Source organism: Diaphorobacter sp. LR2014-1, assembly GCF_002916785.1.
In the GTDB taxonomy this organism is placed as follows: Bacteria; Pseudomonadota; Gammaproteobacteria; order Burkholderiales; family Burkholderiaceae_C; genus Diaphorobacter; species Diaphorobacter nitroreducens.
Genome location: NZ_MTBE01000001.1, coordinates 23,804 through 47,359, shown reverse-complemented (window position 1 = coordinate 47,359; position 23,556 = coordinate 23,804). Strand labels below are relative to the sequence as shown.

Annotated in this window: 26 protein-coding genes; 17 read left to right on the top strand and 9 right to left on the bottom strand. The window is 67.4% G+C overall.

What is annotated here, in order from left to right; translation table 11 throughout:
• Window positions 1–5 precede the first annotated feature (5 nt).
• The 4 genes from BV908_RS22680 to BV908_RS22665 are packed head-to-tail and all read left to right on the top strand — an operon-like array spanning window position 6 to window position 2,323.
• Window positions 6–650: a hypothetical protein gene (locus BV908_RS22680; protein WP_246867418.1), complete on the top strand. Its 645-nt coding sequence runs from the start codon at window positions 6–8 to the stop codon at window positions 648–650.
• Window positions 647–1,483: an Eco57I restriction-modification methylase domain-containing protein gene (locus BV908_RS22675; RefSeq protein WP_246867417.1), complete on the top strand. Its 837-nt coding sequence runs from the start codon at window positions 647–649 to the stop codon at window positions 1,481–1,483. Before BV908_RS22680 ends, BV908_RS22675 begins: the two co-directional genes overlap by 4 nt.
• Window positions 1,426–1,887, top strand: a complete 462-nt coding sequence (locus BV908_RS22670) for a hypothetical protein (RefSeq protein ID WP_246867416.1) — start codon at window positions 1,426–1,428, stop codon at window positions 1,885–1,887. Before BV908_RS22675 ends, BV908_RS22670 begins: the two co-directional genes overlap by 58 nt.
• On the top strand, window positions 1,841–2,323 hold the full coding sequence (locus tag BV908_RS22665; RefSeq protein WP_246867415.1) for a hypothetical protein: 483 nt from the start codon (window positions 1,841–1,843) through the stop codon (window positions 2,321–2,323). The genes BV908_RS22670 and BV908_RS22665 overlap by 47 nt, the downstream gene beginning before the upstream one ends.
• A gap of 37 nt (window positions 2,324–2,360) precedes the next feature.
• On the opposite strand, the gene BV908_RS00240 is transcribed toward BV908_RS22665, so the two are convergent.
• Window positions 2,361–3,704, bottom strand: a complete 1,344-nt coding sequence (locus tag BV908_RS00240) for an MFS transporter (protein ID WP_103736834.1) — start codon at window positions 3,702–3,704, stop codon at window positions 2,361–2,363.
• A gap of 61 nt (window positions 3,705–3,765) precedes the next feature.
• Here BV908_RS00240 and BV908_RS00235 point away from each other — a divergent pair, with 61 nt between their 5' ends.
• The 4 genes from BV908_RS00235 (at window position 3,766) to BV908_RS00220 (ending at window position 6,881) form a co-directional block, all read left to right on the top strand.
• Entirely contained in the window at window positions 3,766–4,467 is a 702-nt protein-coding gene (locus BV908_RS00235; RefSeq protein WP_011803669.1) for a helix-turn-helix domain-containing protein, read from the top strand.
• Window positions 4,468–4,565: 98 nt separating this feature from the next.
• Window positions 4,566–5,471: an EamA family transporter gene (locus BV908_RS00230; protein WP_103736833.1), complete on the top strand. Its 906-nt coding sequence runs from the start codon at window positions 4,566–4,568 to the stop codon at window positions 5,469–5,471.
• A 114-nt stretch (window positions 5,472–5,585) separates the two neighbouring features.
• Window positions 5,586–5,921, top strand: a complete 336-nt coding sequence (locus BV908_RS00225) for a hypothetical protein (RefSeq protein WP_012655318.1) — start codon at window positions 5,586–5,588, stop codon at window positions 5,919–5,921.
• An 84-nt stretch (window positions 5,922–6,005) separates the two neighbouring features.
• Window positions 6,006–6,881 (top strand): M48 family metallopeptidase, encoded by an 876-nt coding sequence (locus tag BV908_RS00220; protein ID WP_103737043.1) that lies wholly within the window; start codon window positions 6,006–6,008, stop codon window positions 6,879–6,881.
• A 54-nt stretch (window positions 6,882–6,935) separates the two neighbouring features.
• On the opposite strand, the gene BV908_RS00215 is transcribed toward BV908_RS00220, so the two are convergent.
• The 3 genes from BV908_RS00215 to BV908_RS00205 form a co-directional block, all read right to left on the bottom strand.
• Window positions 6,936–7,451, bottom strand: coding sequence for a hypothetical protein (locus tag BV908_RS00215; protein ID WP_210433974.1), 516 nt, complete (start codon window positions 7,449–7,451; stop codon window positions 6,936–6,938).
• A 79-nt stretch (window positions 7,452–7,530) separates the two neighbouring features.
• On the bottom strand, window positions 7,531–8,169 hold the full coding sequence (locus tag BV908_RS00210; RefSeq protein ID WP_103736831.1) for an MBL fold metallo-hydrolase: 639 nt from the start codon (window positions 8,167–8,169) through the stop codon (window positions 7,531–7,533).
• 202 nt (window positions 8,170–8,371) lie between these two features.
• Window positions 8,372–9,073 carry a GntR family transcriptional regulator gene (locus BV908_RS00205; protein ID WP_103736830.1) on the bottom strand — a complete coding sequence of 234 codons (702 nt, stop codon included), beginning with the start codon at window positions 9,071–9,073 and terminating at the stop codon, window positions 8,372–8,374.
• Window positions 9,074–9,194: 121 nt separating this feature from the next.
• On the opposite strand from BV908_RS00205, the gene BV908_RS00200 reads away from it, so the two are divergent.
• From BV908_RS00200 to BV908_RS00190, 3 genes are read left to right on the top strand one after another with little or no spacing between them, the layout of a single operon-like run.
• On the top strand, window positions 9,195–10,385 hold the full coding sequence (locus BV908_RS00200; RefSeq protein ID WP_103737042.1) for an acyl-CoA dehydrogenase family protein: 1,191 nt from the start codon (window positions 9,195–9,197) through the stop codon (window positions 10,383–10,385).
• Complete coding sequence (locus tag BV908_RS00195) at window positions 10,382–11,155, top strand: SDR family oxidoreductase (protein ID WP_103736829.1); 774 nt, start codon at window positions 10,382–10,384, stop codon at window positions 11,153–11,155. The genes BV908_RS00200 and BV908_RS00195 overlap by 4 nt, the downstream gene beginning before the upstream one ends.
• Window positions 11,152–12,192 (top strand): phosphotransferase, encoded by a 1,041-nt coding sequence (locus BV908_RS00190; RefSeq protein WP_103736828.1) that lies wholly within the window; start codon window positions 11,152–11,154, stop codon window positions 12,190–12,192. The genes BV908_RS00195 and BV908_RS00190 overlap by 4 nt, the downstream gene beginning before the upstream one ends.
• 104 nt (window positions 12,193–12,296) lie before the next feature.
• Here BV908_RS00190 and BV908_RS00185 read toward each other — a convergent pair whose 3' ends face one another.
• Window positions 12,297–13,100 carry an exodeoxyribonuclease III gene (locus tag BV908_RS00185; protein ID WP_047350415.1) on the bottom strand — a complete coding sequence of 268 codons (804 nt, stop codon included), beginning with the start codon at window positions 13,098–13,100 and terminating at the stop codon, window positions 12,297–12,299.
• A 10-nt stretch (window positions 13,101–13,110) separates the two neighbouring features.
• Between BV908_RS00185 and pyrE the strand changes: the two genes are divergently transcribed.
• Both pyrE and BV908_RS00175 read left to right on the top strand, forming a co-directional pair.
• Window positions 13,111–13,821: an orotate phosphoribosyltransferase gene (gene pyrE, locus BV908_RS00180; RefSeq protein WP_012655328.1), complete on the top strand. Its 711-nt coding sequence runs from the start codon at window positions 13,111–13,113 to the stop codon at window positions 13,819–13,821.
• 65 nt (window positions 13,822–13,886) lie between these two features.
• A complete protein-coding gene (locus BV908_RS00175) occupies window positions 13,887–14,570 on the top strand; it encodes a hypothetical protein (protein WP_049756442.1) in 684 nt (227 codons plus the stop codon).
• A 71-nt stretch (window positions 14,571–14,641) separates the two neighbouring features.
• Here the strand turns inward: BV908_RS00175 and gatB are convergent, their stop codons facing one another.
• The 3 genes from gatB to gatC are packed head-to-tail and all read right to left on the bottom strand — an operon-like array spanning window position 14,642 to window position 17,914.
• Complete coding sequence (gatB, locus tag BV908_RS00170; RefSeq protein ID WP_103736827.1) at window positions 14,642–16,099, bottom strand: Asp-tRNA(Asn)/Glu-tRNA(Gln) amidotransferase subunit GatB; 1,458 nt, start codon at window positions 16,097–16,099, stop codon at window positions 14,642–14,644.
• A 2-nt stretch (window positions 16,100–16,101) separates the two neighbouring features.
• Window positions 16,102–17,604, bottom strand: coding sequence for an Asp-tRNA(Asn)/Glu-tRNA(Gln) amidotransferase subunit GatA (gatA, locus tag BV908_RS00165; RefSeq protein ID WP_103736826.1), 1,503 nt, complete (start codon window positions 17,602–17,604; stop codon window positions 16,102–16,104).
• A gap of 10 nt (window positions 17,605–17,614) precedes the next feature.
• Window positions 17,615–17,914 (bottom strand): Asp-tRNA(Asn)/Glu-tRNA(Gln) amidotransferase subunit GatC, encoded by a 300-nt coding sequence (gene gatC, locus BV908_RS00160; protein WP_103736825.1) that lies wholly within the window; start codon window positions 17,912–17,914, stop codon window positions 17,615–17,617.
• Window positions 17,915–18,119: 205 nt separating this feature from the next.
• On the opposite strand from gatC, the gene BV908_RS00155 reads away from it, so the two are divergent.
• From BV908_RS00155 to mrdA, 4 genes are read left to right on the top strand one after another with little or no spacing between them, the layout of a single operon-like run.
• Window positions 18,120–19,163, top strand: coding sequence for a rod shape-determining protein (locus tag BV908_RS00155; protein WP_103736824.1), 1,044 nt, complete (start codon window positions 18,120–18,122; stop codon window positions 19,161–19,163).
• Window positions 19,164–19,192: 29 nt separating this feature from the next.
• Entirely contained in the window at window positions 19,193–20,110 is a 918-nt protein-coding gene (mreC, locus tag BV908_RS00150) for a rod shape-determining protein MreC (protein ID WP_047350392.1), read from the top strand.
• A complete protein-coding gene (gene mreD, locus BV908_RS00145; RefSeq protein WP_011803707.1) occupies window positions 20,107–20,628 on the top strand; it encodes a rod shape-determining protein MreD in 522 nt (173 codons plus the stop codon). The genes mreC and mreD overlap by 4 nt, the downstream gene beginning before the upstream one ends.
• A gap of 27 nt (window positions 20,629–20,655) precedes the next feature.
• Window positions 20,656–22,596, top strand: a complete 1,941-nt coding sequence (gene mrdA / locus BV908_RS00140) for a penicillin-binding protein 2 (protein WP_103736823.1) — start codon at window positions 20,656–20,658, stop codon at window positions 22,594–22,596.
• A 16-nt stretch (window positions 22,597–22,612) separates the two neighbouring features.
• On the opposite strand, the gene BV908_RS00135 is transcribed toward mrdA, so the two are convergent.
• A complete protein-coding gene (locus tag BV908_RS00135; protein WP_103736822.1) occupies window positions 22,613–23,512 on the bottom strand; it encodes a DMT family transporter in 900 nt (299 codons plus the stop codon).
• Between the last annotated feature and the right edge of the window lie 44 nt (window positions 23,513–23,556).

Sequence of the window (23,556 nt, the reverse complement as noted above, 5' to 3'; positions counted from 1 at the left end):
ACCGCATGAGCATCACCCTGCAAGCCCCCTTCGCCCTGCATGGCCGCAACCCCGATGTGCTGACCTGCATTGCCAATCTGTCGAACGACGAGGTTTTCACACCCCCCGAACTGGCCGGTCGAATGCTGGACTTGCTGGCCAATGCCTGGGCTGCCGACCACGGTGGCGCAAGCCTATGGGCGGATAAAACCGTGCGTTTTTTGGACCCCTTCACCAAATCGGGCGTGTTTCTGCGCGAAATCACCAGCCGCCTGACCGCGGGGCTGGCGCAAGAAATCCCCGACTTGCCAACACGCGTAAACCACATCCTGACGCAGCAGGTGTTTGGCATTGCCATCACGCGCCTGACCAGTTTGCTGGCGCGGCGCAGCGTGTATTGCTCCAAATACGCCAACAGCGCGCATTCCATCGCCCATGGTTTTGCCAACAAGATGGGCAACATTTGGTTTGAGCGCACTGAACACACCTGGGTGCAGGGCAAATGCAGGTTTTGTGGCGCTAGCCAAAAAGCGTTAGACCGTGGTGAGGAAAAGGAAACGCACGCCTACGCTTTTATTCATACCGACAACATCAAAACTCGAATAGCCGAGTTATTTGGAGCAGACATGCAATTCGACATGATCATTGTGGCAACCCGCCGTACCAGTTGAGCGATGGCGGTTATGGCTCTAGCGCCGCGCCCATTTACCAGTTGTTTGTAGAAAAGGCCTTGGAACTAGATCCGCACTACGCGGTGTTTGTGACGCCATCGCGCTGGATGGCGGGCGGCAAAGGTCTGGATGGTTTCAGGGCAAAGATGCTTTCTGATAAGCACCTGCGCAACATCGTGGACTTTCCCAAACTGTACGAAGGCTTTCCGGGCGTAAAGATTCGCGGCGGTGTTTCCTACTTCTTGTGGGATCGCCAGCACAGCGGGCCGTGCTCTGTGCAGACGATGTGGGACGGACAGCCCACAGGCCCAGCGGTTGCGCGCCATTTGGATGCGTATGACATCTTGGTGCGGCGCAATGAGGCGGTGCCAATCTTGGAGAAGGTGCTCACAAAAGACAAGGCAACCCTGAGCAATCGAGTTTCCAGCCAAAAGCCCTTCGGACTGCGAACCTTTTTCCATGGAAAACCCAAACCTGATGGCCTCAAAAACCCGATCAAGCTGTTCGGCTCTCAAAAGGTAACCTGGGTCGAGCGTTCAGACGTTCCAACGAACACGGCCTGGATAGACAAGTGGAAAGTTTTGATGACTCGGGTTCAGGGAACCAGTGCGGCCATCGAAACCAAATTTCTGAGCAAGCCCATCATTGCCGAGCCTGGGACGGCCTGCACGGAGAGTTACATCGTTGCCGGGCATTTCGAGTCCGAAGCCGAGGCGATCCCAGGCAGGCCGACCCCGACAGGCCGCTGGTGTATTTCGGCTCGTTTCAAGACCTGTTGGGGCGCGATGCGGCAGGCAATATCAAAGCCCGTAACGAGTGGCTGCACACGCTGAACTGGGATGTGGTGGTGTTTGACGAATATCACTTTGGCGCGTGGCGCGACACGGCCAAAGAGCTGTTCGAGGGCGAAGACGATGCCAGCGTCAAAAAAGAAAAAGAGCTGGAGGGCGTGCTAGAGCAGGTGAACGAAGAGTTGGGTATGCGCGCCACGCTGGAAACCGACTTTTTGCCCATCACCACGCGGGCCTACTTGTACCTGTCGGGCACACCGTTCAAAGTGCTGGCTACGGGCGAGTTCATTGAGGAGCAAATCTTCAACTGGACTTATACCGACGAGCAGCGTGCCAAAGCTGCATTTGCCCAAGCGCACCCTGCGCCGCATCCTGGACAACCCCGAGGCGATGGCCGCCGTGGAGCGCATCGAGGGCTGGCGCGCGCTGGGCGACAACGTCATTGAAACCATCATCAACAAGAGCGAGAAGGTCAAAGCCCTGAAGCAAAAAGCCAAGGACGAGGAGCTGTCAGCGCGGGAGAAAAAAGAGCTTTCGGCGGAAGAGAAGGAATACAGATCCAAACGCAAGCTGGTGCAGGAAAAACTGATCAAGTTTGCGACGCGCATCCCGGCGTTCATGTACCTGACGGATTTCCGTGAGAACACCTTGCAGGACGTGATCACCAAGCTGGAGCCAGAGCTGTTTTTGACGGTGACGGGCCTGACGGTGCAAGACTTTCATCTGCTGGTGCAGCTCAAGGTATTCAACACCGAGCAGATGAACGCGGCGGTGTTTGCGTTCAGGCGCTATGAAGATGCGTCACTGCGCTACACCGGCATCGCCAGCCATCCAGGGCTGACGCACATTGGGCTGTATGACACCGTGGTGGCGATGGCCTAAAGGTGATATTGTTTTGATAGCTTCCAGCGCTTGTCTATCAAGCGCTGGAAGCCTTTTTGGCCCTGTGCGCCAGCGCCACCAGCAGTAGCACCGGCAGGCCCAGCAGGGCCGTGCTGGTAAAGAACGCGCTGTAGCCATAGGCATCGACAAACTGGCCCGAAAAGCCCGCCAGCCATTTGGGGGCCAGCAGCATCATCGAGCTGAACAGTGCGTATTGCGTGGCCGAGTACTGCACGTTGGTCAGGCTGGACAGATAGGCGATGAACGCCGCCGATGCAATGCCGCCGGCCAGGTTGTCGGCGCTGACCACGGCCACCAGCGCGGTCACGTCGTGCCCATGCGTCGAAAGCCAGGCGAACAGCAGGTTGGTCAGCGCGCTGAGCACCGCCCCCAGCATCAGCACGCGCATGACGCCCAGGCGCATGGACAGCACGCCGCCCACAAAAGCGCCCGCCAGCGTCATGATGACGCCGAAGACCTTGCTCACGGCGGCCACCTCGTCCTTGGTGTAGCCCATGTCCACGTAGAACGGGTTGGCCATGATGCCCATCACCACGTCGCTGATGCGATAGACGGCGATCAGCGCCAGGATCAGCGCCGCCTGCCAGCGGTAGCGGCGGATGAAGTCGGCAAACGGCGCCACCACCGCGCCGCGCAGCCATTCGCGCAGGTTGCGTGCGGGTGCCAGCGGGCGCGCAGCATCGGATTGGGGCTCGGGCGACAGCAGTACCGTCACCACGCCCAGCAGCATGGATGCCGCCATCACCAAGTAGGCCGTGGTCCAGGCGCCGGCCTGGTAGCCCGCCAGGCCGGCCACTTCAGCGCGCGCGGCCACCCACAGCACGCCCGCGCCGGCCCAGATCATGGCCAGGCGGTAGCCCGTCTGGTAGGTGGCGGCCAGGGCGGCCTGATGGTCGGCGTCGGCGGATTCGATGCGGAAGGCGTCCAGCGCAATGTCCTGCGTGGCAGAGCCAAAGGCCACCAGCAGCGCGCACCACACTATGGGCCCCAGGGCGTCGCGCGGGTCGGCCAGCGCCATGCCGACCAGGCCGGTCATCACCAGCGCCTGCGCCAGCAGCAGCCAGCTGCGCCGCCGGCCCAGCCAGCGTGTGAGCAATGGCAGCGGCAGGCGATCCACCAGCGGCGACCAGACCCACTTGAACGCATAGGCCAGCCCCACCCACGAGAGGTAGCCGATGGTCGTGCGGTCGATGCCCGCCTCGCGCAGCCGAAAGCTCAGCGTGCCCAGTACCAGCAGCAGCGGCAGCCCGGCTGAAAAGCCCAGGGCCAGCATGCGCAGGCTCGCGGGCTCTAGGTAGACGAGCCAGGCCTGGCGCCAGGAGCGGCGGGCGGCGGCGGATGTGGAGGCGTCAGGCGGCATGGATGCGGAAAAGAGGCGCGGTCGTGAAAAAGCCAGAGCGGCGTTGCCCTAGTATTTGAGCATGGCCCGTTCCGCATCCGCGTTGCTGCACCCCGTCGCTTCGGTGCGCCACTATGGTGGCGAGCACCAGGCCCATGCGCACGCCCATGCGCAGGTGCTGTATGCGCTGCACGGGCGCATGGAGCTGGAGGTGGCCGGCCGCGCCGCCTTCGTGGACACGGCCTGCGGCATGGTGGTGCCCGCGGGCACCGAGCATGGCTATCTGGCCCGCCCGGACACGCGCATCTTGGTGATCGACGTGCCGGCGCAGGCCGCTGTGGACTGCGTGCGCCGCTTCGCCGTGCCCGCGGCGGCGCGCACCGTGCCCGAGCCCGGCGGCGCGGCCGCGCGCCTGGCGCTGCTGCTGCAGGCCCCGCGCGTGCTGGCGCGCCGCGGGCTGGACCTGGCCGCCCTGTGTGCCGCCGTGGACGCGGCCCTGCACGAGGACTGGCCCACCGCCCGCATGGCGCGGCTGTTCCACCTGAGCGCGGCGCGCTTTCACGCGCGGCTGCTGGAGCTGACGGGCGACACGCCCCAGCAGTGGCTGCGCGCGCGGCGGCTGGACCTGGCCGAGCGCGCCCTGGCACGCGGCCAGTCGCTGGAGGCCACGGCCCTGCGCTGCGGCTACGCCAGCGCCAGCGCCCTGGCCTATGCGCTGCGGCGCGAGCGGGGCCTGGGGGCGCGAGCGCTGCGAATACAAGCCAAAACAGCCTCCAGCGCTTGATGGATCAGCGCAAACAGCTATCAATAATGAAGTAAAGCGCGCGGCACCACGCGCGTTGCTCGATAGTTGCCCTGCGGCGTGCGGGCACCATCGCGGGCATGAACACCGCATCGATTCGCAGCATCGCCATGGTGCTGCTGGCCGCCATGCTCTGGGGCACCACCGGCACGGCGCAAAGCCTGGCGCCCGCGGGGCTGTCGCCCTACTGGGTGGGCGCTTTGCGCCTGGTGATCGCCAGCGCCTTCTTCGCCCTGCTGGCCTGGCCCGCCTGGCGCGCGCGCCGCGGCGGCGGCCTGCGCTGGGGGCCTGTGCTGCTGGCCGGCGCCTGCGTGGCCACGTACAACCTGAGCTTCTTTGCGGGCGTGAAGTCTGCCGGCGTGGCCCTGGGCACGGCCCTGGCCATCGGCAGCGGCCCGATCTGGGCGGGCCTGCTGCAGACCGTGGCGCAGCGGCGGCTGCCGGCCCCCGTATGGTGGCTGGGCACGCTGCTGGGCGTGGCGGGCGGCGCGGCCATGGCGCTGGACGGCGGCAGCACGGTGCGCGCCCCCTGGACTGGCATCGCCCTGTGCCTGCTGGCGGGGCTGGCGTACGCCATGTATGCGCTGACCAACAAGCGCCTGGTGGCGCAGGCCGGCGCGGCCGTCGTGAACCTGGCCGTGTTCGGCATGGCGGGCCTGCTGTCGCTGCCCGTGGCGTTGCTGCTGGGCGGCGCGCCCACGGTGGCGCCGGGCGCGCTGGGCATCGTGCTGTACCTGGGCCTGGTGGCCACGGGCGTGGCCTACCTGCTGTTCAGCACGGCGCTGCGCCACATCAGCGGTGCCACCGGCGTGACGCTGGCGCTGGCCGAGCCGGTGACCGCCTTTGCGCTGGCCGTGGCGGTGGTGGGCGAGTCACCCTCCGCCATGGCCTATGGCGGGCTGGCGGCGGTGCTGGCGGGCCTGTTGCTGGTGATCTGGGCGGAACTGCGCACAACCCGGCCTGCTGCGGGCGCCGCCGCTGCCTGAGCTTGCACTTGCTGGCGTTTGTTACAGCCGGCGGTCAACCTGGCCGGGCGGGCTGCCGTTGCTGAAAGGCCAGGGCCGGCGCATCCGCGCCGGCCAGTGCGCAAAGGACAACCCATGAACCATCGCCAGCGCGCGGTCGCGGCCCTCCTGGGCCTGGCGGCCGCCTGTGCCCAAGCCGAAGTGAACGTGAGCGTGGGCATCGGCCTTCCAGGCCCCATCTATGCCGAGCCGGCCCCGGTGTATGTGGCGCCGCCACCCGCCTACGTCGTGCCCCGCCCCGTCTATGCGCCGCGCCCAGTGATGGTCGTGCCACAGCCCGTGTACGCGCCCCACTGGCGCGACGATGACGATGACCACGACGAATGGAAGAAGTGGCGCAAACGCCATCACAAGGAGCAGAAGAAGGCATACAAGCGCTGGCGCCGCGAATGGGAAGACAACGACGATTGAATCGCGCATGTTCCCGCTGCCGTCGTGGCGCAGTGCCTGCCCGCCTACATGCAGGCGGTGACGCGCGCCGCTAGACTGCTGCCCATGAACAGCCCCACCGTCTCTGTGCCCCCGTTGCCCGTGGATGCGGGCTGCCGTTGCTGCGCCGCGCGGGGCGGCACCTGGCAGGCGCGCCGCGCCTTCGTGCTGACGGCGGCTGGCACGCTCGTGCTGCCGGTCGCTGCGCAGGTGGAGGTGGGGGCGGCCTCGGGCATGCGCCGGCTGGTGCCGGCCGAGGCGCTGGAAGACTCCGCTGTCCAGCAGTACAGCCAGTTGCTGGCGCAGGCCAAGGCCAAGCGCGCACTGGCGCCGGACAACCACCCCCAGCTGCTCAAGCTGCGCGCGATCGCGCGGCAGATCATTCCGTACGCCGCGCAGTGGAACAGCCGCGCCGCGCAGTGGCGCTGGGAGGTCAACCTGATCGGCAGCAAGCAGATCAACGCCTTCTGCATGCCCGGCGGCAAGATCGCGTTCTACACGGGCATCCTGGACCAGCTCAAGCTGACCGACGACGAGATCGCCATGGTCATGGGCCATGAGATGGCCCACGCGCTGCGCGAGCATGCGCGCTCGCGCTTGGCCAAGAGCCAGGCCACCAGCATCGGCCTGTCGCTGGGCGCGCAGCTGCTGGGCCTGGGCGACCTGGGCAATGCAGCCGCCAACCTGGGGACGCAGCTGCTCACGCTCAAGTTCAGCCGCTCCGACGAGACCGACGCGGACCTGGTCGGCCTGGAGCTGGCCGCCCGCGCGGGCTACAACCCCCAGGCCGCCGTGAGCCTGTGGCGCAAGATGGGCGAGGCCACGGGCAACGGCGGCATCGCGTTCCTGTCCACCCACCCGTCGGGGCCCGACCGCATCCGCGAGCTGGAGCAGAACGTGCCCAAGGTGCAGGGCCTGTACCAGGCATCGCGGCGCGGGTAATGCTATTAAAAATATAGCTGTTAGCGCTTATGGAATAAGCGCTGGAGCTTGTTTTTATTCGGATTCTTTCCTGCGCACGGGCGCGGACCAGACGCTGTCCCGTGGCCCGCTGCGCACGCGCCGCGCCGTGGCGCGCGCCATCCACGCCAGCGCCAGTGCCCCCGCGAGCGCAGTGAGGTCCACGCCCAGCAGCGCGCCATCCGCCCAGGCACCGGCGCCTGGTGCCAACCAGCCCAGCAGGCTGGAGGCGGGGATGGCCAGCGTGCAGGCCACCGCCAGCCACAGCAGCGGCGCGGCCGCGCGCGCCGCGCCACGAAAGAAGGCCCAGACCACGCTGGCGAAAAACACCGCGTAATAAATGCCCACGTGCCAGGCGGCCATGTCCTGCACGCGCCCCGGCAGCCACTTGGCCGCGGCCAGGGTCAGCGACAGGCCGGCCACGCAGCCGATGCACACGCCCACCGTGGCGGCGGCCATCAGGGCCGTGTCGCGCCGCTGCTCGGGCAGGGCGCCGCTGGTGCCCACGCCGCCGGCGGGCGTCGGTAGGTCCAGCGGGCCGCTCGACGCCAAGGAGCAGGTTAACTATGAGTCACAAGTGCTTGCAAAGCTTATTGGGAAAGCGCTATCAGCTACAAAATAGATAGCCAAATCACGTATTGCCCACATAAGGATTGCTGCGGCGCTCGCGCCCGAAGGTGCTCTCCGGCCCGTGCCCAGGAATGAACACCGTCTGGTCGCCCATGGGCCACAGGCGCTGGGTGATGCTGTCGATCAGTTGCTGGTGGTTGCCGCCAGGAAAGTCCGTGCGGCCGATGCTGCCCGCGAACAACACGTCGCCCACGAAGGCGCGGTCGATCTGCGGTGCATGGAACACCACGTGGCCGGGCGTGTGGCCGGGACAGTGGCGCACGTGCAATGTTTCGCGGCCGATGGTGACCGTGTCGCCGTCCTGCAGCCAGCGCGTGGGCGTGAACTGCCGCGCGGGCGGAAAGCCGAACATGGCGCTTTGCTGCGGCAACGCGTCGATCCAGTACTGGTCGCCCGTATGCGGTCCGATGATGGGCAGGGACAGCCGCTCGGCCAGCTCGCCCGTACCACCGGCGTGGTCGATGTGCGCGTGCGTGAGCCAGATGGCCTTCAGTTGCAGTCCCTGGCGCTGCACTTCTGCCACCAGGGTATCCAGGTCGCCCCCGGGGTCGATGACCGCGGCGTCCATCGTTTCATCGCACCAGACGATGGAGCTGTTTTGCTGGAACGCGGTGACGGGGAGGGTGCGGTAGTGAAGCATCCGTCCATTGTCGCGGCATGCAGCTGGGGTTAACAAAAAGTGCCCCGCACAAAGCGGGGCACACTTGCTTGTGGGTGGGACGGCGCGCGGTGCTTAAAGCACCGATGAACAAGTCCCGCGCGTGGCGCGCATCTCTGTTGGGGCGCGGGCTGCCGCTGCCTGCTACCGGCCCGCTTGATGGTGGGAGCGGGAGGTGGCCGCTTCAGTCGGCGGCCAGTCCCACCGCGCCCAGGCGGCGCGCAATGGCCTCGCGCACGTTGCGCACGTGCTGCATGCCGGCTGCGTCGGCCGCGGCGGCGTCGCCCGCCAGGACGGCGTCGCACATCGCCTGGTAGTCGCGCATGCGCACCTGCTGCAGCGTGGCGGGGCGGTGCTGTGCGTACACGATCGGCATGTGGATGGAGGGCAGCAGGCGGCGTAGCTCGCGGCTGCCGCTGGCGGCCAGCAGCGCGCGGTACATGCCGCGGCGCGCGCTGGCGAAGGCGTCTGCGTCCTGGCTGCGGTCGGCCTCATGCAGCTGCGCCAGGGCTGCCTGGATGGGCGCTGTGGGTGCACCGTGGGCGATGCCGCGCGCCGCGCTGCGCGCGAGCAGGCCGGTCATGCGCTCGGCCACGTCCAGCACCTCCAGCGTTTCCTGGGGCGAGAGAGTGCGTATGGCCGCCCCCTTGTTGCGAAACAGGTCCACCAGTCCCTGGGCCGCCAGGCGCTGGAGCGCCTCGCGCACCGAGTTGCGGCTCACGCCGAACTGCGCGGCCAGGTCCACCTCCACCAGCCGCTGGCCGGGCACGAAGCGCTGCTGCGCCAGCCCCTGCACGATGCCGTGGAACACCGCGTCGGCGGCGCTCTGCGGGGTGTCGGCCCCGGTATCGGGCGAATCGGGTAAGGGCGGGGCGATGGAGGGCATGAGCGGGCGAGGAGATTGCGCGCAAACGTTAGCACAACGGCAGGGGTATTGTTTTCAAAATTGTTCAACAATATCATCCGCAATATGCCAGGTGTTCTGGTTGACCTTCTACGAGGCCCGCATGGACTTTTCTCTCTCCCCTGAACTGCGCGCATTGCGCGACAAGGTGCGGCAATTCATCGCCGAGCAGGTAATCCCCCTGGAAAACGACGAGCGCCAGTCGCACCACGGCCCGAGCGAGGCGTTGCGTGACGAGCTGGTGGCGCGCGGCAAGGCGGCAGGGCTGCTCACGCCCCATGCGTCGCGCGCCATGGGCGGCATGGGCCTCACGCATGTGGAAAAGGCCGTGGTGTTCGAGGAGGCCGGCTACTCCTGGCTGGGCCCCACGGCGCTCAACATCCATGCGCCGGACGAGGGCAACATCCACCTGATGGAAGAGGTGGCCACGCCCGCGCAGAAGGAGCGCTGGCTGCGCGGCCAGGTGGCCGGCGACTGGCGCTCGTGCTTCGCCATGACCGAGCCCGCGCCCGGCGCGGGGGCGGACCCGTCCATGCTGGACACCACGGCCGTGCGGGATGGCGACGATTACGTGATCAACGGCCGCAAGTGGTTCATCACCGGCGCAGAAGGCGCGCACTACGCCATCGTCATGGCGCGCATGGAGGACGGTTCGGCCACCATGTTCCTGACCGACATGGACAAGCCCGGCATCGTGCTGGAGCGCAACATGGACGCCATGGACGCCTGCTTTACAGGCGGCCACGGCGTGCTGCGCTTTGACAACCTGCGCGTGCCCGCCAGCGATGTGCTGGGCGAGATCGGCAAGGGCTTTCGCTACGCCCAGGTGCGCCTGGCGCCCGCGCGACTGACGCACTGCATGCGCTGGCTGGGCCAGGCGCGCCGCGCGCACGACACGGCGCTGGCATACGCCCGCAAGCGCCACGCCTTCGGCAAGCCGCTGGCCGAGCACGAGGGCGTGGGCTACATGCTGGCCGACAACGACATGGACCTGCACACCGCGCGCCTGCACATCTGGCACACCGCATGGATGCTGGACCAGGGCGAGAAGTGCAACTTCGAGTCCAGCCGCGCCAAGGTGGTGTGTTCCGAGGCTGAGTGGCGCGTGGTGGACCGCAGCGTGCAGATCCTGGGCGGGCAGGGCGTGACGGGCGAGACGCCGGTGATGCGCATCTTCACCGACATGCGGGCCTTTCGTATCTACGACGGCCCGAGCGAGGTGCACCGCTGGAGCATGGCGCGCAAGCTCGTGCACATGGCCGAGAAGGCCGCCGCAGCCAAGGAGGTGGCATGAGCGATGCATTGACGCCCTTTCGCCTGGACGGCCGCGTGGTGCTGGTCACCGGCGCATCGAGCGGCCTGGGCCAGCATTTCGCGCGGCTGCTGGCTTCGGTGGGCGCTCGCATAGCCGTCGCCGCGCGCCGGGCCGACAAGCTGCAGGGCGTGGTGGATGACATCGCCGCCGCGGGCGGCGAGGCGCGGGCGTTCACGCTGGACGTGACGGACGCCGCCAGCGTGCGCGCGTGCCTGGACGCCGTGGGCGCCTGGGGCGTGCCCGATGTGGTCATCAACAACGCGGGCGTCACGGTGACGCGCCCGCTGCTGGAGCAGACCGAAGAAGACTTCGACCAGGTGCTGGACACCAACCTCAAGGGTTGCTGGCTTGTCGCCACCGAGGCCGCGCGCCGCATGGTGGCCGCGGGCAAGGGCGGCGCGATCGTCAATGTGGCTTCCATCCTGGGCGAGCGCGTGGCGGGCGGCGTGGCGCCGTATGCAATCTCCAAGGCCGGCGTGGTCCAGGCCACCAAGGCCATGGCGCTGGAGCTGGCGCGCCACCGCATCCGCGTGAACGCGCTGCTGCCCGGCTACGTGGTGACCGACCTGAACCGCGACTTCCTCACCAGCGAGGCGGGCGACAAGCTGCGCAGCCGCATCCCCAGCCGGCGCTTTGGCGAGCTGACGGACCTGGACGGGCCGCTGCTGTTGCTGGCGTCCGACGCCGGCGCCGCCATGTCGGGCGCCACGGTGGCGGTCGACGGCGCGCACCTGGTGAGTTCGCTATGAGCGGGGCATCCACTTCTTTGCCGCTGGACGCGCTGGGCGACTACCTGCGCGCGCAGGGTCTGGCGGGCACGGGGCCGCTCGCGGCCACGGTACTGGCGGGCGGGCAGTCCAACCCTACCTTTCGCATCACCACGGCGGAAGGCCGCAACTACGTGCTGCGCAAGAAGCCCCCGGGGGCGCTGATCGCATCGGCCCACGCCATCGACCGCGAGTACCGCGTGATGCGCGCGCTGCAGGACACGGCCGTGCCCGTGCCGCGCATGCTGGCCTATTGCGACGATGCGGCGCTGCTGGGCACGCCGTTCTACGTGATGGAGTTTCTGCAGGGCCGCGTGCTCATGGACCAGTCGCTGCCCGGCATGGACCCGGCCGAGCGCACCGCCATCTACCGCGAGATGAACCGCGTGATCGCCGCGCTGCACGCCGTGGACTACGCCGCCGTGGGCCTGGCCGACTACGGCAAACCTGGCAACTACGTGGGCCGCCAGGTCGCGCGCTGGTCGCGCCAGTGCCGCGAGGCCACGGTGCCCGTCACGCCGGCGATGGAGCGGCTCATGGACTGGTTGCCCCAGCACCTGCCGCAGGACGACGAGACCACGCTGGTGCATGGCGACTACCGCCTGGACAACCTCGTGTTCCACCCCAGCGAGCCGCGCGTGATCGGCGTGCTGGACTGGGAACTATCCACGCTGGGCCACCCACTGGCCGACCTGGCCTACCAGTGCATGGCCTGGCGCATCCCGCCCACCCTGTGGCGCGGCATCGGCGGGCTCGATCTCGCGGCGCTGGGCATCCCTCAGGAAAGCGAGTACGTGGGCTGGTACGAGCAGGCCACCGGACGCCAGGCGGCGGAGCACTGGGATTTCTACCTGGCCTACAACCTGTTCCGCATGGCGGCCATCCTGCACGGCATCGCCCAGCGGGCGCAGGACGGCAATGCCGCGGCCGCCGACGCGGTGGAGACGGGCGCCAAGGCCGGACCGCTGGCCGAACTGGGGTGGGAGGCGGCGCAGCGTTACATGGCCGGGCGCCAGTAAGCAGGTCGCTATGAAAATAGAAGCTGTTCGCGCTGGATATGTAAGCTTTTCCATGCGAAAGCGCGCGGAAAACGCCGAACACCCGGCGCGAATAGCTCCTGAATTCAGAGCGACAGCTCGTACCCGACGGTGATGGGCGCGTGGTCGCTGAACTTCTGCGCCTTGTAGATTTCCTCGGTACGCGCAAGTGCCGCGATGGCGGGCGTCGCCAGGTGGTAGTCCAGGCGCCACCCCACGTTGTTGGCATAGGCCTGGCCGCGGTTGCTCCACCACGTGTAGCAAGCGTCCGTGGTCTCCGGTTGTAACTGACGGTAAACGTCCACCAGGCCGCCCGTAGGCTCAGAGATGTGTAACAACTTTGTCATCCAGGCGCGCTCCTCGGGTAAAAAGCCGCTGTTCTTCTGGTTGCTGCGCCAGTTCTTCAGGTCGATCTGCTGGTGGGCAATGTTGATGTCGCCGCACAGGATGAACTCCCGCTCGGCCTTCAGCCGCATGAGGTGCGGATGGAATTCCTCCAGGAAGCGGAACTTGGCCAGTTGACGCTCCTCGCCCGAGGAGCCGCTGGGGAAGTAGGCGCTGATGATGGACAGGCGCCGCGCGGGGGTGTCAAAGCGCAGTTCCACGTAGCGCCCCTCGGTGTCGAACTCGCTGGAGCCGTAGCCGATGACCACGTCGCTGGGCTCGTGGCGGGCATAGATGCCCACGCCGGAGTAGCCCTTCTTCACCGCAAAATGGAAGTAGCCCTTCAGGCCGGCCAGCTCCTCGAAACGCCCCTGCATGTCCGCAGACTGGGCCTTGATTTCCTGTACGCAAATACAATCCGGCCGGCTTTGGGCAATCCATGCCTCGACCCCTTTGGACGTGGCCGAGCGGATGCCGTTGAGGTTGAGACTGGTTAATTTGAACAAGGATGCATCCATGGTGACAGACAGCGCGCAGACGGTGGAACAAGGGGCGAGCCAAGCCCGCCTGGCGCAGGATTTCGTGCGGTTTGCTGTGGATTCAGGGGTGCTGCGCTTTGGTGAATTCAAGACCAAGGCAGGCCGCATGAGCCCGTATTTCTTCAACGCCGGTCTGTTCGACGACGGCGCCAAGCTCGGGCGGCTGGCGCAATTCTATGCACAAGCCCTGCTGGCCAGCGGCGTCGAGTTCGACATGGTCTTCGGCCCCGCCTACAAAGGCATTCCGCTGGCCGCCACGGTGGCGGTGGAACTGGCGCGCCTGGGCAAGAACGTCCCCTTTGCCTACAACCGCAAAGAGGCCAAGGACCATGGCGAGGGCGGCACGCTGGTGGGCGCGCCGCTGCAGGGCAAGGTGCTCATCATCGACGACGTGATGAGCGCCGGCACCGCCGCGCGCGAGTCCATCGCGCTGATCCGCGCCGCGGGTGCCACGCCGCATGCCATTGCGATCGCCCTCGACCGCCAGGAGAAGGCCACCGAGAATGGACAGGACGTGGACCACAGCGCCGTGCAGTACGTGCGCCGTGAACTGGGCATGCAGGTTTGTGCTATCGCCAAGCTGGCAGACTTATTGCAATACCTATCGGCGGGTGGCGGCGATACGCAGATGCGCGAGCACCACGAGCGGGTGCTGGCCTATCGCCAGCGCTACGGCGTGAACGACTGAAAACAACGGCAGCAGCCAGGAGGGCAGGGGTTTTGAAAGCAGGCACACGACACGCGGGCTGGTTCATGGCAGGAGCAACCGCCGCAGCGCTGGGCCTGTTGTCCCCGGTCGCCTGGGCGCAGCCGAAGCCGCCGCAAGAGGTGTACACCTGCATCGACAAAACCGGCAGGCGCATCACCGCCGACCGCCCCATCGCCGACTGCGTGGACCGTGAGCAGCGCATCCTGGACCACACCGGTGCCGAGCGGCGCCGCATCGGCCCCACGCTGACCGAACACGAGCGTGCCGCGTTGGAAGTGCAGCGCCGCAAGGAGGCGCAGGAGCGCGCGCGCATTGCCGAAGAGCGCCGCCGCGAGCGCGTGCTGATGGCGCGCTACCCCGACGAGGCGGCCCACCAGGTTGAGCGCGAGGCCGCCCTCGTGCAGGTGGACGAGGTCATGGCCGTAGCACGCAAGCGCATCCAGGAACTGCAGGTCGAGCGCAAGCGCATTGACGGCGAGATGGAGTTCTACCGCCGCGACCCGCTCAAGGCGCCGATGAAGCTGCAGCGCCAGATCGCCGAAAACGATGAGGCCGTGGCCGAGCAGCAGCGCTTTTTGACCGCGCAGGACCAGGAAAAGCGCCGCATCCACCAGCGCTTCGACGCCGAACTGGCCCAGCTGCGCCAGTTATGGGCGGCCCAGCGCGCGGCGGCGTCGCAACTGGTGCCGCCGCAATCCACGCTCGTATCGCCCGGCGCCTCGCGCTGAGACGGCACACAAAAAGGCTCCAACGGGAGCCTTCTTTTTTGATAGCTGCCAGCGCTTGACTGGCCTGCGTTTTAGGCCAATTTGGCCTTCAGCAAGTCGTTGACCTGCTGGGGGTTCGCCTTGCCCTTGCTGGCCTTCATCACCTGGCCTACGAGGGCGTTGAAGGCCTTGTCCTTGCCGGCCTTGTACTGTTCCACGTTGGCGGCGTTGGCGGCAATCACCTCGTCGATGATCTTCTCCAGCGCGCCCGTATCGTTCATCTGCTTGAGGCCCTTGGCCTCGATCACGGCGTCCACGTCATGGCCTTCGCCGCTCCACAAGGCTTCGAATACCTGGCGAGCAGCGTTGTTGCTGATGGTGCCGTCGTTGATGCGGCCGATGAGCGCCGCCAGTTGGGCGCTGTTCACCTTGGCCTGCTCCACACCGATCTCCTCGGCATTCAGGCGGCGCGAGATCTCGCCCATCACCCAGTTGGAGGCGAGCTTGGGCTGGCCGCAGCCCTTGGCGGCGTCCTCGAAATAGGCCGCCATGGCCTGGCTCTGCGTGAGCGTGGTGGCGTCGTACTCGGGCAGGCCGTACTGCTGCACGAAACGTGCGGCCATCGCGCGCGGCAGCTCGGGCATCTGGGCCTTGATGTCGTCGATCCAGGGCGCGGCAATGCGCAGCGGCGGCAGGTCGGGGTCGGGAAAGTAGCGGTAGTCGGCCGCGTTTTCCTTGGTGCGCATGGCGCGCGTCTCGCCCGTGTCGGGGTCGAACAGCACGGTGGCCTGCTGGATCGCGCGGCCATCCTCGATCTCCTCGATCTGCCAGCGGATCTCGTAGTCGATCGCCTGCTGCATGCTCTTGAAGCTGTTGAGGTTCTTGATCTCACGGCGCGTGCCCAGGGGCTGGCCGGGCTTGCGCACCGAGACGTTGGCGTCGCAGCGGAAGCTGCCCTCCTGCATGTTGCCGTCGCAGATGCCGATCCAGGTCACGATCTTGTGCAGTTCCTTGGCGTAGGCCACGGCTTCTTCGCTGCTGCGGATGTCGGGCTCGGTCACGATCTCCAGCAGCGGCGTGCCCGCGCGGTTCAGGTCGATGCCCGACTGGCCCCCTCCACCCAATGAGGAGTCCTCGTGCAGCGACTTGCCCGCGTCTTCCTCCAGGTGGGCGCGCACCAGGCGCACGGTCTTCTTCTCATCGCCCAGATAGAAGGAGACTTCGCCGCCTTGCACCACCGGGATCTCGAACTGGCTGATCTGGTAGCCCTTGGGCAGATCCGGGTAGAAGTAATTCTTGCGCGCAAAAATGCTCTCTGGCGCAATGTGGGAGCCAAGGGCCAGTCCCAATTTAATAGCGCAGGCGACGGCCTCGCGGTTCATCACCGGCAGGGTGCCGGGCAGTGCCAGGTCCACGGCGCAGGCCTGGGTGTTGGGCTCGGCGCCAAAGGCGGTGCTGGCGCGGCTGAAGATCTTGCTGCGGGTGGCGAGCTGGGTGTGGGTCTCGAAGCCGATGACGACTTCGTAGCCCTGGATGAGTTTCGCGGTCATGGTCAGATGCCCTCCGGCGCACGGAGGTGGAAGTCGGTCGCCTGCTGCAGGCGGTGCGCGGCGTTCAACAGGCGGCCCTCCTGGAAGTAGTTGCCGATGAGCTGCAGGCCCACGGGCATGCCGCCCGCGCCAAAGCCGGCGGGCACGCTCATGCCGGGCAGGCCGGCCAGCGACGCGGGCAGGGTGAAGATGTCGGCCAGGTAATCGGCCAGCGGGTCGTTGCCGTGCTCGCCGAGCTTCCAGGCCACGCTGGGCGCCACGGGGCCGGCGATCAGGTCGCAATCCTTGAAGGCGTTCTGGAAGTCGTCCGCGATCATGCGGCGGATCTTCTGCGCCTGCAGGTAGTAGGCGTCGTAGTAGCCGTGCGAGAGCACGTAGGTGCCGATCATGATGCGGCGCTTGACCTCGTCGCCGAAGCCTTCGGCGCGGGTCTTCTTGTACATGTCCACCAGATCGGCGTAGTCCTTGGCGCGGTGGCCGAACTTCACGCCGTCAAAGCGCGAGAGGTTGGACGACGCCTCGGCCGGCGCAATGATGTAGTACACGGGGATCGACAGCTCCGTGCGCGGCAGGCTGATGGGCACCAGCTTTGCGCCGAGCTTCTCGTACTCCTTGAGCGCCGCATCGACGGCGGCGCGCACGTCGCCCGCCAGGCCGTCGCCGAAGAACTCGGCCGGGATGCCGATGCGCAGGCCGTCGATGGAGTCATTCAGCTGGGCGCTGAAATCCTCGGCCGGCACGTCCAGGCTGGTGGAGTCGCGGTCGGGGTCGGGGCCGCACATGGCCGACAGCAGCAGCGCGCAGTCCTCGGCCGAGCGGGCCATCGGGCCGGCCTGGTCCAGGCTGGAGGCGAAGGCGATCATGCCGTAGCGGCTGGCGCGGCCGTAGGTGGGCTTGATGCCGGTGACGCCGCAAAACGATGCCGGCTGGCGGATGGAACCGCCGGTGTCCGTGCCGGTGACGGCCGGCGCCAGGCGCGCGGACACGGCCACGGCGCTGCCGCCCGAGGAGCCGCCGGGGATGCGGCTGGTGTCCCAGGGGTTGCGCACCGGTGCGGGGGCGTCGCAGCCCACGGGCGCCACGGCGGAGTTTTCGTTGGCCGAGCCCATGGCGAACTCGTCGCAGTTGAGCTTGCCCAGCGTCACGCAGCCGGCATCGGCCAGGCGAGTGACCACGGTGGCGTCGAACGGCGACTGGTAACCGGCCAGCATTTTCGATCCGGCGGTGCTGGGGAAGTCGCGGGTGACGAAGATGTCCTTGTGCGCGATCGGCACGCCGGCCAGCGGGGCAGCCGTGCCGGCGGCCAGGGCCGCGTCCTGCGCGCGGGCCTGCGCCAGGGTGGCGTCCTCGTTCATGGCGACGTAGGCGCCCAGGTTCTGGTGCTGGCGTGCGCGGGCCAGGAAATGCTGCGCGGCCTCGACGGCCGAGACCTGTTTGCTGCGCAGTGCGCTGGTCAGCTGTGCGATGCCCAGGTCGTGGAGTTCGGAGGAGGGGGTGTTGCTCATGCTGTCGTCCTCACTCGATGACCTTGGGCACCAGGAACAGGCCGCGCTCGACGGCCGGCGCGCTGCGCTGGTTGGCCTCGCGCTGGTCGGGCTCGCTGGCCACGTCCTCGCGCAGGCGCAGCTGCACATCCTGCACCACCGCCACCGGGTGCGACAGGGGGGCGATGCCATGGGTATCCACAGCCTGCATCTTCTCGACGATGCCGAAAAAACCGTTGAGTTGCGTGAGCATGCGCTCACTTTCGCCGGGGCTCAGTTCGAGCTGGGCCAGATTGGCGATGCGGCCGATATCCTGGGGTGTCAGTGCCATAGGGAAGAGGGACGGGCGGAAACCAGATGTAAAGCGGTTTTCCGGGCTCCGCCAGGGGGAGTTATTCACAGGGGATGCGTTATTATCCCGGCTTTGCCGCTAGACCTCCATATTGCCGGTCATTGTGCGAAAAAAGCCAACAAACACCCCGTAATATCCGGCGACGGCAGGCCGACGTGCATGCCGTGCCTGAGAGGACCCCTGCATGTTCGGAGCTTTCCGTCGGTACTTCTCCACCGACCTGGCCATTGACCTTGGCACAGCCAACACCCTGATCTTCGCCCGCGACAAGGGCATCGTGCTCGACGAGCCCTCCGTCGTCGCCATCCGCCACGAGGGCGGCCCGCACGGCAAGAAAGTGATCCAGGCCGTGGGCCACGAGGCCAAGGCCATGCTGGGCAAAGTGCCTGGCAACATCGAGGCCATCCGCCCGATGAAGGACGGCGTGATTGCCGATTTCGTGATCACCGAGCAGATGATCAAGCAGTTCATCAAGATGGTGCATCCCCGCTCGGTGCTCACGCCCAGCCCGCGCATCATCATCTGCGTGCCCTGCGGCTCCACCCAGGTGGAGCGCCGCGCCATCAAGGACGCGGCCGAAGCGGCCGGCGCCACCGCCGTGTACCTGATCGAAGAGCCCATGGCCGCCGGTATCGGCGCGGGCCTGCCGGTATCCGAGGCCTCTGGCTCCATGGTGGTGGACATCGGCGGCGGCACCACGGAGGTGGGCGTCATCAGCCTGGGCGGCATGGTCTACAAGGGCAGCGTGCGCGTGGGCGGCGACAAGTTTGATGAAAGCATCATCAACTACATCCGCCGCAACTACGGAATGCTGATCGGCGAGCCCACGGCCGAGGCCATCAAGAAAAACATCGGCTCGGCGTTTCCGGGCTCCGAGGTCAAGGAGATGGAAGTCAAGGGCCGCAATCTCTCCGAGGGCGTGCCGCGCAGCTTCACCATCTCGTCCAACGAGGTGCTGGAGGCCCTGACCGAGCCGCTCAACCAGATCGTCTCCGCCGTCAAGAACGCGCTGGAGCAGACCCCGCCGGAGCTGGGCGCCGACATTGCCGAGCGCGGCATGATGCTCACCGGCGGCGGCGCGCTGCTGCGCGACCTGGACCGCTTGCTGGCCGAGGAAACCGGCCTGCCCGTATTGGTGGCCGAGGAGCCCCTGACCTGCGTGGTGCGCGGCTGCGGCATTGCGCTGGAGCGCATGGACCGCCAGGGCAGCATCTTCACCAGCTACTGAGCCCGAACCGCGCCTGACGAGCTGTCCGCATGCCACAGGGAACCCTGGACCGTTCGGCGCCGACGCTGTTCAAGCAGGGGCCATCGCCGCTCTCCCGCCTCACCCTCTACAGCGCCCTGGCGCTGTTTTTGATGGTGGCGGACGCACGCTTTCACCTGACAGAGCCGCTGCGCAAGGCCGTCTCCACGGCGCTGTACCCGCTGCAATGGCTGATGCTGCAGCCGGTGGAGTTCGCGGACAAGGGGGCTGGATACTTCCAGTCGCTGCAGGCCGCACAGCAGGGCATGGACGACGCGCAGCGCACCATGGCGCAAATGGCGGTGCGCGCCGGCGAGGCCGAGCAGCTGCTGCGCGAGAACGCCGAGCTGCGCCAGTTGCTGGCACTGCGCGAGCGCCTGACCACCGAGGCCACGGCCGCGCAAGTGATTTATGACACGGCAGACCCCTATACGCGGCGTGTGATGGTGGACCGTGGGCAGCTGGCAGGCGTGGAGCCGGGCTCGCCGGTGATGGATGCCTCGGGGGTGCTGGGGCAGGTCACACGCGTGTTCCCCATGCTCAGCGAAGTCACGCTGCTCATCGACCGCGACCAGGCCATTCCTGTGCTCAACCTGCGCACCGGTGCACGCAGCGTGGCCTACGGCGACCCGGTGGCCGGGCATGGCGGAGGCATGGAGCTGCGCTTCACGCCGGGCAATGCGGATGTGCAGGAAGGCGACCTGCTCACCACCAGCGGCGTGGACGGCCTGTACCCCGCGGGCCTGCCGGTTGCGCGCGTGCTGCGCGTGGAGCGGCGTGCCGACTCCGCCTTTGCGCGCATCTACTGCGCTCCCGTGGCGCAGATGTACGGAGCGCGCCATGTGATGGTGCTCAAGCCGGTGGTGGCCGACCTGCCACCGCGCCCCGAACCCGAGCCGGCGGCGCCCAAGCGCGGAGGCCGCAAATGATCATGCCCAAGGGCCAGCAGCTGCTGCTGCCCGTGAACCCGGTCTTCATCGCTGCCAGCCTGGTGGCCGCGCTGGCGCTGAACATGCTGCCACTGGGCCGCGTGGTCTGGACGCCCGACTGGGTCATGGTGCTGCTCGTGTTCTGGGGCATGCACCAGCCGCAGCGCGTGGGGCTGGGGGTGGCTTTCCTCATGGGGCTGTGCCTGGATGTGTACCAGTCTGCCCTGCTGGGCCAGCATGCGCTGGTGTACTGCCTGCTGATGTTCGGCGCGCAATACACGCACCGCCGCCTGCTGTGGTTCGGCCCGCTGCTGCAGGCGTTGCAACTGCTGCCGTTGTTCTTTGCGGCCCATGCGCTTGAACTGCTGCTGCGCGTAGCCATCGGCGGGGGCATCCTGCCGGGTTTCGAAGGCCTGGTGGCACCGCTGCTGGAGGCCGCCCTCTGGCCGCTGGCCAGTTGGGTGCTGCTGGCGCCCCAGCGCCGCCCGCCCGACCGCGATGAAAACCGGCCGCTGTGAGCGCGCAGGGGTGAAGGGCCGCTGCGGATGACCGAACTGCGCAATGCCGAGGCCGATGTCTGGCACTTTCGCCTGCGCGTGTTCGTCGTGGGCGTGGTGGTGCTGCTGGCATTCCTGCTGATCGTCGCGCGCCTGGTGGTGCTGCAGGTGGTGCGCCACGAGGACCTCGCGGACCAGGCCGAGAGCAACCGCACGGCGGTCGTGCCCATCGTGCCCAACCGCGGCCTCATCCTGGACCGCAACGGCGTGGTGCTGGCCACCAACTACTCGGCATACACGCTGGAGATCACGCCCTCGCGGACCATGGACCTGGAGGCGACGATCGACGCGCTGGCCGAGGTCGTGGACATCCAGCCGCGCGACCGGCGCCGCTTCAAGCGTCTGCGCGAGGAGTCGCGCAGCTTCGACTCCCTGCCCATTCGCACACGGCTGTCGGACGAAGAGGTGGCGCGCTTTGCGGCGCAGCGCTACCGCTTCCCCGGCGTGGACATCAAGGCGCGGCTGTTTCGCAACTACCCGCTGGGCGAGGTGGCGAGCCACGCCATCGGCTACATCGGCCGCATCAACCAGCGCGAAAAGGAGCGCATCGAGGACTCGGACGATGCGGCCAACTACCGCGGCACGGACTACATCGGCAAGCTGGGGGTGGAGCAGAGCTTCGAATCCACGCTCCACGGCCAGACGGGGTTCGAGCGCATGGAGACCTCGGCCGGCGGGCATGCCGTGCGGCGCCTGAACAGCCACCCGGCGACGCCGGGCAACACGGTGATGCTGTCGCTGGACATCAAGCTGCAAAAGCTGATCGAAGATATGTTCGGCGAGCGCCGCGGCGCTCTGGTAGCGCTGGACCCGCGCAACGGCGAGGTGCTGGCGCTGGTGTCCAAACCCACGTTCGACCCCAACCTGTTCGTCGAGGGTATCGACCAGGAAAACTGGCAGGCGCTCAACGAGTCCATCAACAAGCCGCTGCTCAACCGCGCGCTGCGCGGCACCTACCCTCCCGGCTCCACCTACAAGCCCTTCATGGCGCTGGCCGCGCTGGAGCTGGGCAAGCGCACGGCGGGGCAGGTGTTCAACGACCCGGGCTATTACAACTATGGCGGGCGCACCTTCCGCAGCCACGAAGGCGGCCTGGGCGGCGTGGACATGCACCGCGCCATCCAGTATTCGAGCAACACCTATTTCTATTCGCTGGCCGTGGAGATGGGTGTGGACGCCATCCACGACTTCATGAAGCCGCTGGGCTTCGGGCAGATCACCGGCATCGACCTCGGGGGCGAGGTGCGCGGCGTGCTGCCCAGCACCGAGTGGAAGCGCAACACCTACAAGCGCCCGGAGGCCAAGCGCTGGTACTCGGGCGAGACAGTGTCGCTGGGCATCGGCCAGGGCTACAACAACTTCACCATGCTGCAGCTGGCCGTGGCCGAGGCCACGCTGGCCAACGGCGGCACCCGCCACCGTCCGCACCTGATCAAGGCCGTGAAAGACCAGGTGGGCGGGCAGGTGACCGAGGTGCAGCAGCCCCCCGGCGAGCGCCTGGGCTACAACCCCAAGCATGTGGCGATCGTGAACAACGCACTGATGGCCGTGAACCAGGCGGGCACGGGGCGGCGCGTGTTCGCGGGCGCGCCCTACACCTCGGCGGGCAAAACCGGTACGGCGCAGGCGGTGAGCCTGGGGCAGAACGTGCGGTACAACGCCAAGCTGCTGGAGGAGCACCAGCGCGACCATTCCCTGTTTGCCGCGTTCGCACCCGTGGAGGAGCCCCGCATCGCCGTGGCCGTGATCGTGGAGAACGCGGGCTTTGGCGCGGCGGCGGCGGCGCCCATCGTGCGCCGCGTGTTCGACTACTGGCTGCTGGGCCAGTACCCGAGCGAGCAAGACCTGGCGGCCGTCTCCAAGGGGCAGGCCGGTGCTCCCATGGGCACGCCGCGCAACGCGGCGGACGTGCCGCTCGCGATGCCCTGAGGGCTCTTGCGCCCGATCAGGGGGCCGAAGGACGCGCCAGTGCGCGCGGCGGCGGCAACTGGCTCACCACCAGGGCGGCCACGATCAGCGCCGCGCCCGCCAGGCCGGCCGCGCCCAGGCGCTCGCCGATCAGCACCCAGGCCGTGGCGGCGGCAAACACCGGCTCCAGCCCGAAGACGATGGCGCTGCGCATGGCATCCACGCGCTGCTGGCCCCAGGCCTGCAGCGTCACCACCAGCACGCTGGCCACCACGCCCAGGTAGGCCAGCGCCGTCAGCGCGTGCGCCGGTAGGTCCGCCAGGGCCTGCAGCGTCGTGGCGACCTCGCCATGGCGCGCGAGCAGCAGCACGCTGGCCGCGGCGAACATCACCAGCGCCTGCACCGCTGCCATGCGTGTGGCGCGCAGCGGCCGGGCCGCCGTGCGGCGCGCGCATTCCTCCAGCGTGAGGATGTAGATGGCATAGAACAGCGTGCTGGCGAGCGTCAGCGTGTCGCCCAGGTTCCAGGGCTCGTTCTCGTGGAACATCAGCACCATGCCGGCCAACGCCATGGCGCAGGCCGCCCACAGCGCGGCGCCATAGCGCCGGCCCAGCACGGCCATGGCCAACAGCGGCACCACCAGCACGTTCAGCCCGGTGACGAACGCATTGCGGTTGCTGCTGGTGCGCGCCAGCCCCTCGATTTGCAGCCAGAACGCGAGGAACAGCAGGGCACCCAGCAGCAGACCCCAGCGCAGTTCCGTGCGCCGCAGACCGCGCCACAGCGGCGCCAGCACCAGCAGCGCGATCGCGAAGCGGGCCCAGATGATCTGCAGCGCATCCAGGTGCGCGGACATCATCTTCATCGCGGGAAAGGTGGTGCCCCAGACGGCGACCACCAGCAGGAGGGCCAGCAGGCCCTGGCGTTCGGAACGCATGGCTTCTTCAAAAATGAGAGCTGTTGGCGCTTGTGTCAAAAGGA

Excerpts from the sequence above, each read along its gene's own strand:
- BV908_RS22680 (WP_246867418.1), top strand. The coding sequence starts at position 6 with ATGAGCATCACCCTGCAAGCCCCCTTCGCCCTGCATGGCCGCAACCCC.
- BV908_RS00240 (WP_103736834.1), bottom strand. The coding sequence starts at position 3,704 with ATGCCGCCTGACGCCTCCACATCCGCCGCCGCCCGCCGCTCCTGGCGC.
- BV908_RS00235 (WP_011803669.1), top strand. The coding sequence starts at position 3,766 with ATGGCCCGTTCCGCATCCGCGTTGCTGCACCCCGTCGCTTCGGTGCGC.
- BV908_RS00230 (WP_103736833.1), top strand. The coding sequence starts at position 4,566 with ATGAACACCGCATCGATTCGCAGCATCGCCATGGTGCTGCTGGCCGCC.
- BV908_RS00225 (WP_012655318.1), top strand. The coding sequence starts at position 5,586 with ATGAACCATCGCCAGCGCGCGGTCGCGGCCCTCCTGGGCCTGGCGGCC.
- BV908_RS00220 (WP_103737043.1), top strand. The coding sequence starts at position 6,006 with ATGAACAGCCCCACCGTCTCTGTGCCCCCGTTGCCCGTGGATGCGGGC.
- BV908_RS00210 (WP_103736831.1), bottom strand. The coding sequence starts at position 8,169 with ATGCTTCACTACCGCACCCTCCCCGTCACCGCGTTCCAGCAAAACAGC.
- BV908_RS00205 (WP_103736830.1), bottom strand. The coding sequence starts at position 9,073 with ATGCCCTCCATCGCCCCGCCCTTACCCGATTCGCCCGATACCGGGGCC.
- BV908_RS00200 (WP_103737042.1), top strand. The coding sequence starts at position 9,195 with ATGGACTTTTCTCTCTCCCCTGAACTGCGCGCATTGCGCGACAAGGTG.
- BV908_RS00195 (WP_103736829.1), top strand. The coding sequence starts at position 10,382 with ATGAGCGATGCATTGACGCCCTTTCGCCTGGACGGCCGCGTGGTGCTG.
- BV908_RS00190 (WP_103736828.1), top strand. The coding sequence starts at position 11,152 with ATGAGCGGGGCATCCACTTCTTTGCCGCTGGACGCGCTGGGCGACTAC.
- pyrE (WP_012655328.1), top strand. The coding sequence starts at position 13,111 with ATGGTGACAGACAGCGCGCAGACGGTGGAACAAGGGGCGAGCCAAGCC.
- BV908_RS00175 (WP_049756442.1), top strand. The coding sequence starts at position 13,887 with ATGGCAGGAGCAACCGCCGCAGCGCTGGGCCTGTTGTCCCCGGTCGCC.
- gatB (WP_103736827.1), bottom strand. The coding sequence starts at position 16,099 with ATGACCGCGAAACTCATCCAGGGCTACGAAGTCGTCATCGGCTTCGAG.
- gatA (WP_103736826.1), bottom strand. The coding sequence starts at position 17,604 with ATGAGCAACACCCCCTCCTCCGAACTCCACGACCTGGGCATCGCACAG.
- gatC (WP_103736825.1), bottom strand. The coding sequence starts at position 17,914 with ATGGCACTGACACCCCAGGATATCGGCCGCATCGCCAATCTGGCCCAG.
- BV908_RS00155 (WP_103736824.1), top strand. The coding sequence starts at position 18,120 with ATGTTCGGAGCTTTCCGTCGGTACTTCTCCACCGACCTGGCCATTGAC.
- mreC (WP_047350392.1), top strand. The coding sequence starts at position 19,193 with ATGCCACAGGGAACCCTGGACCGTTCGGCGCCGACGCTGTTCAAGCAG.
- mreD (WP_011803707.1), top strand. The coding sequence starts at position 20,107 with ATGATCATGCCCAAGGGCCAGCAGCTGCTGCTGCCCGTGAACCCGGTC.
- mrdA (WP_103736823.1), top strand. The coding sequence starts at position 20,656 with ATGACCGAACTGCGCAATGCCGAGGCCGATGTCTGGCACTTTCGCCTG.
- BV908_RS00135 (WP_103736822.1), bottom strand. The coding sequence starts at position 23,512 with ATGCGTTCCGAACGCCAGGGCCTGCTGGCCCTCCTGCTGGTGGTCGCC.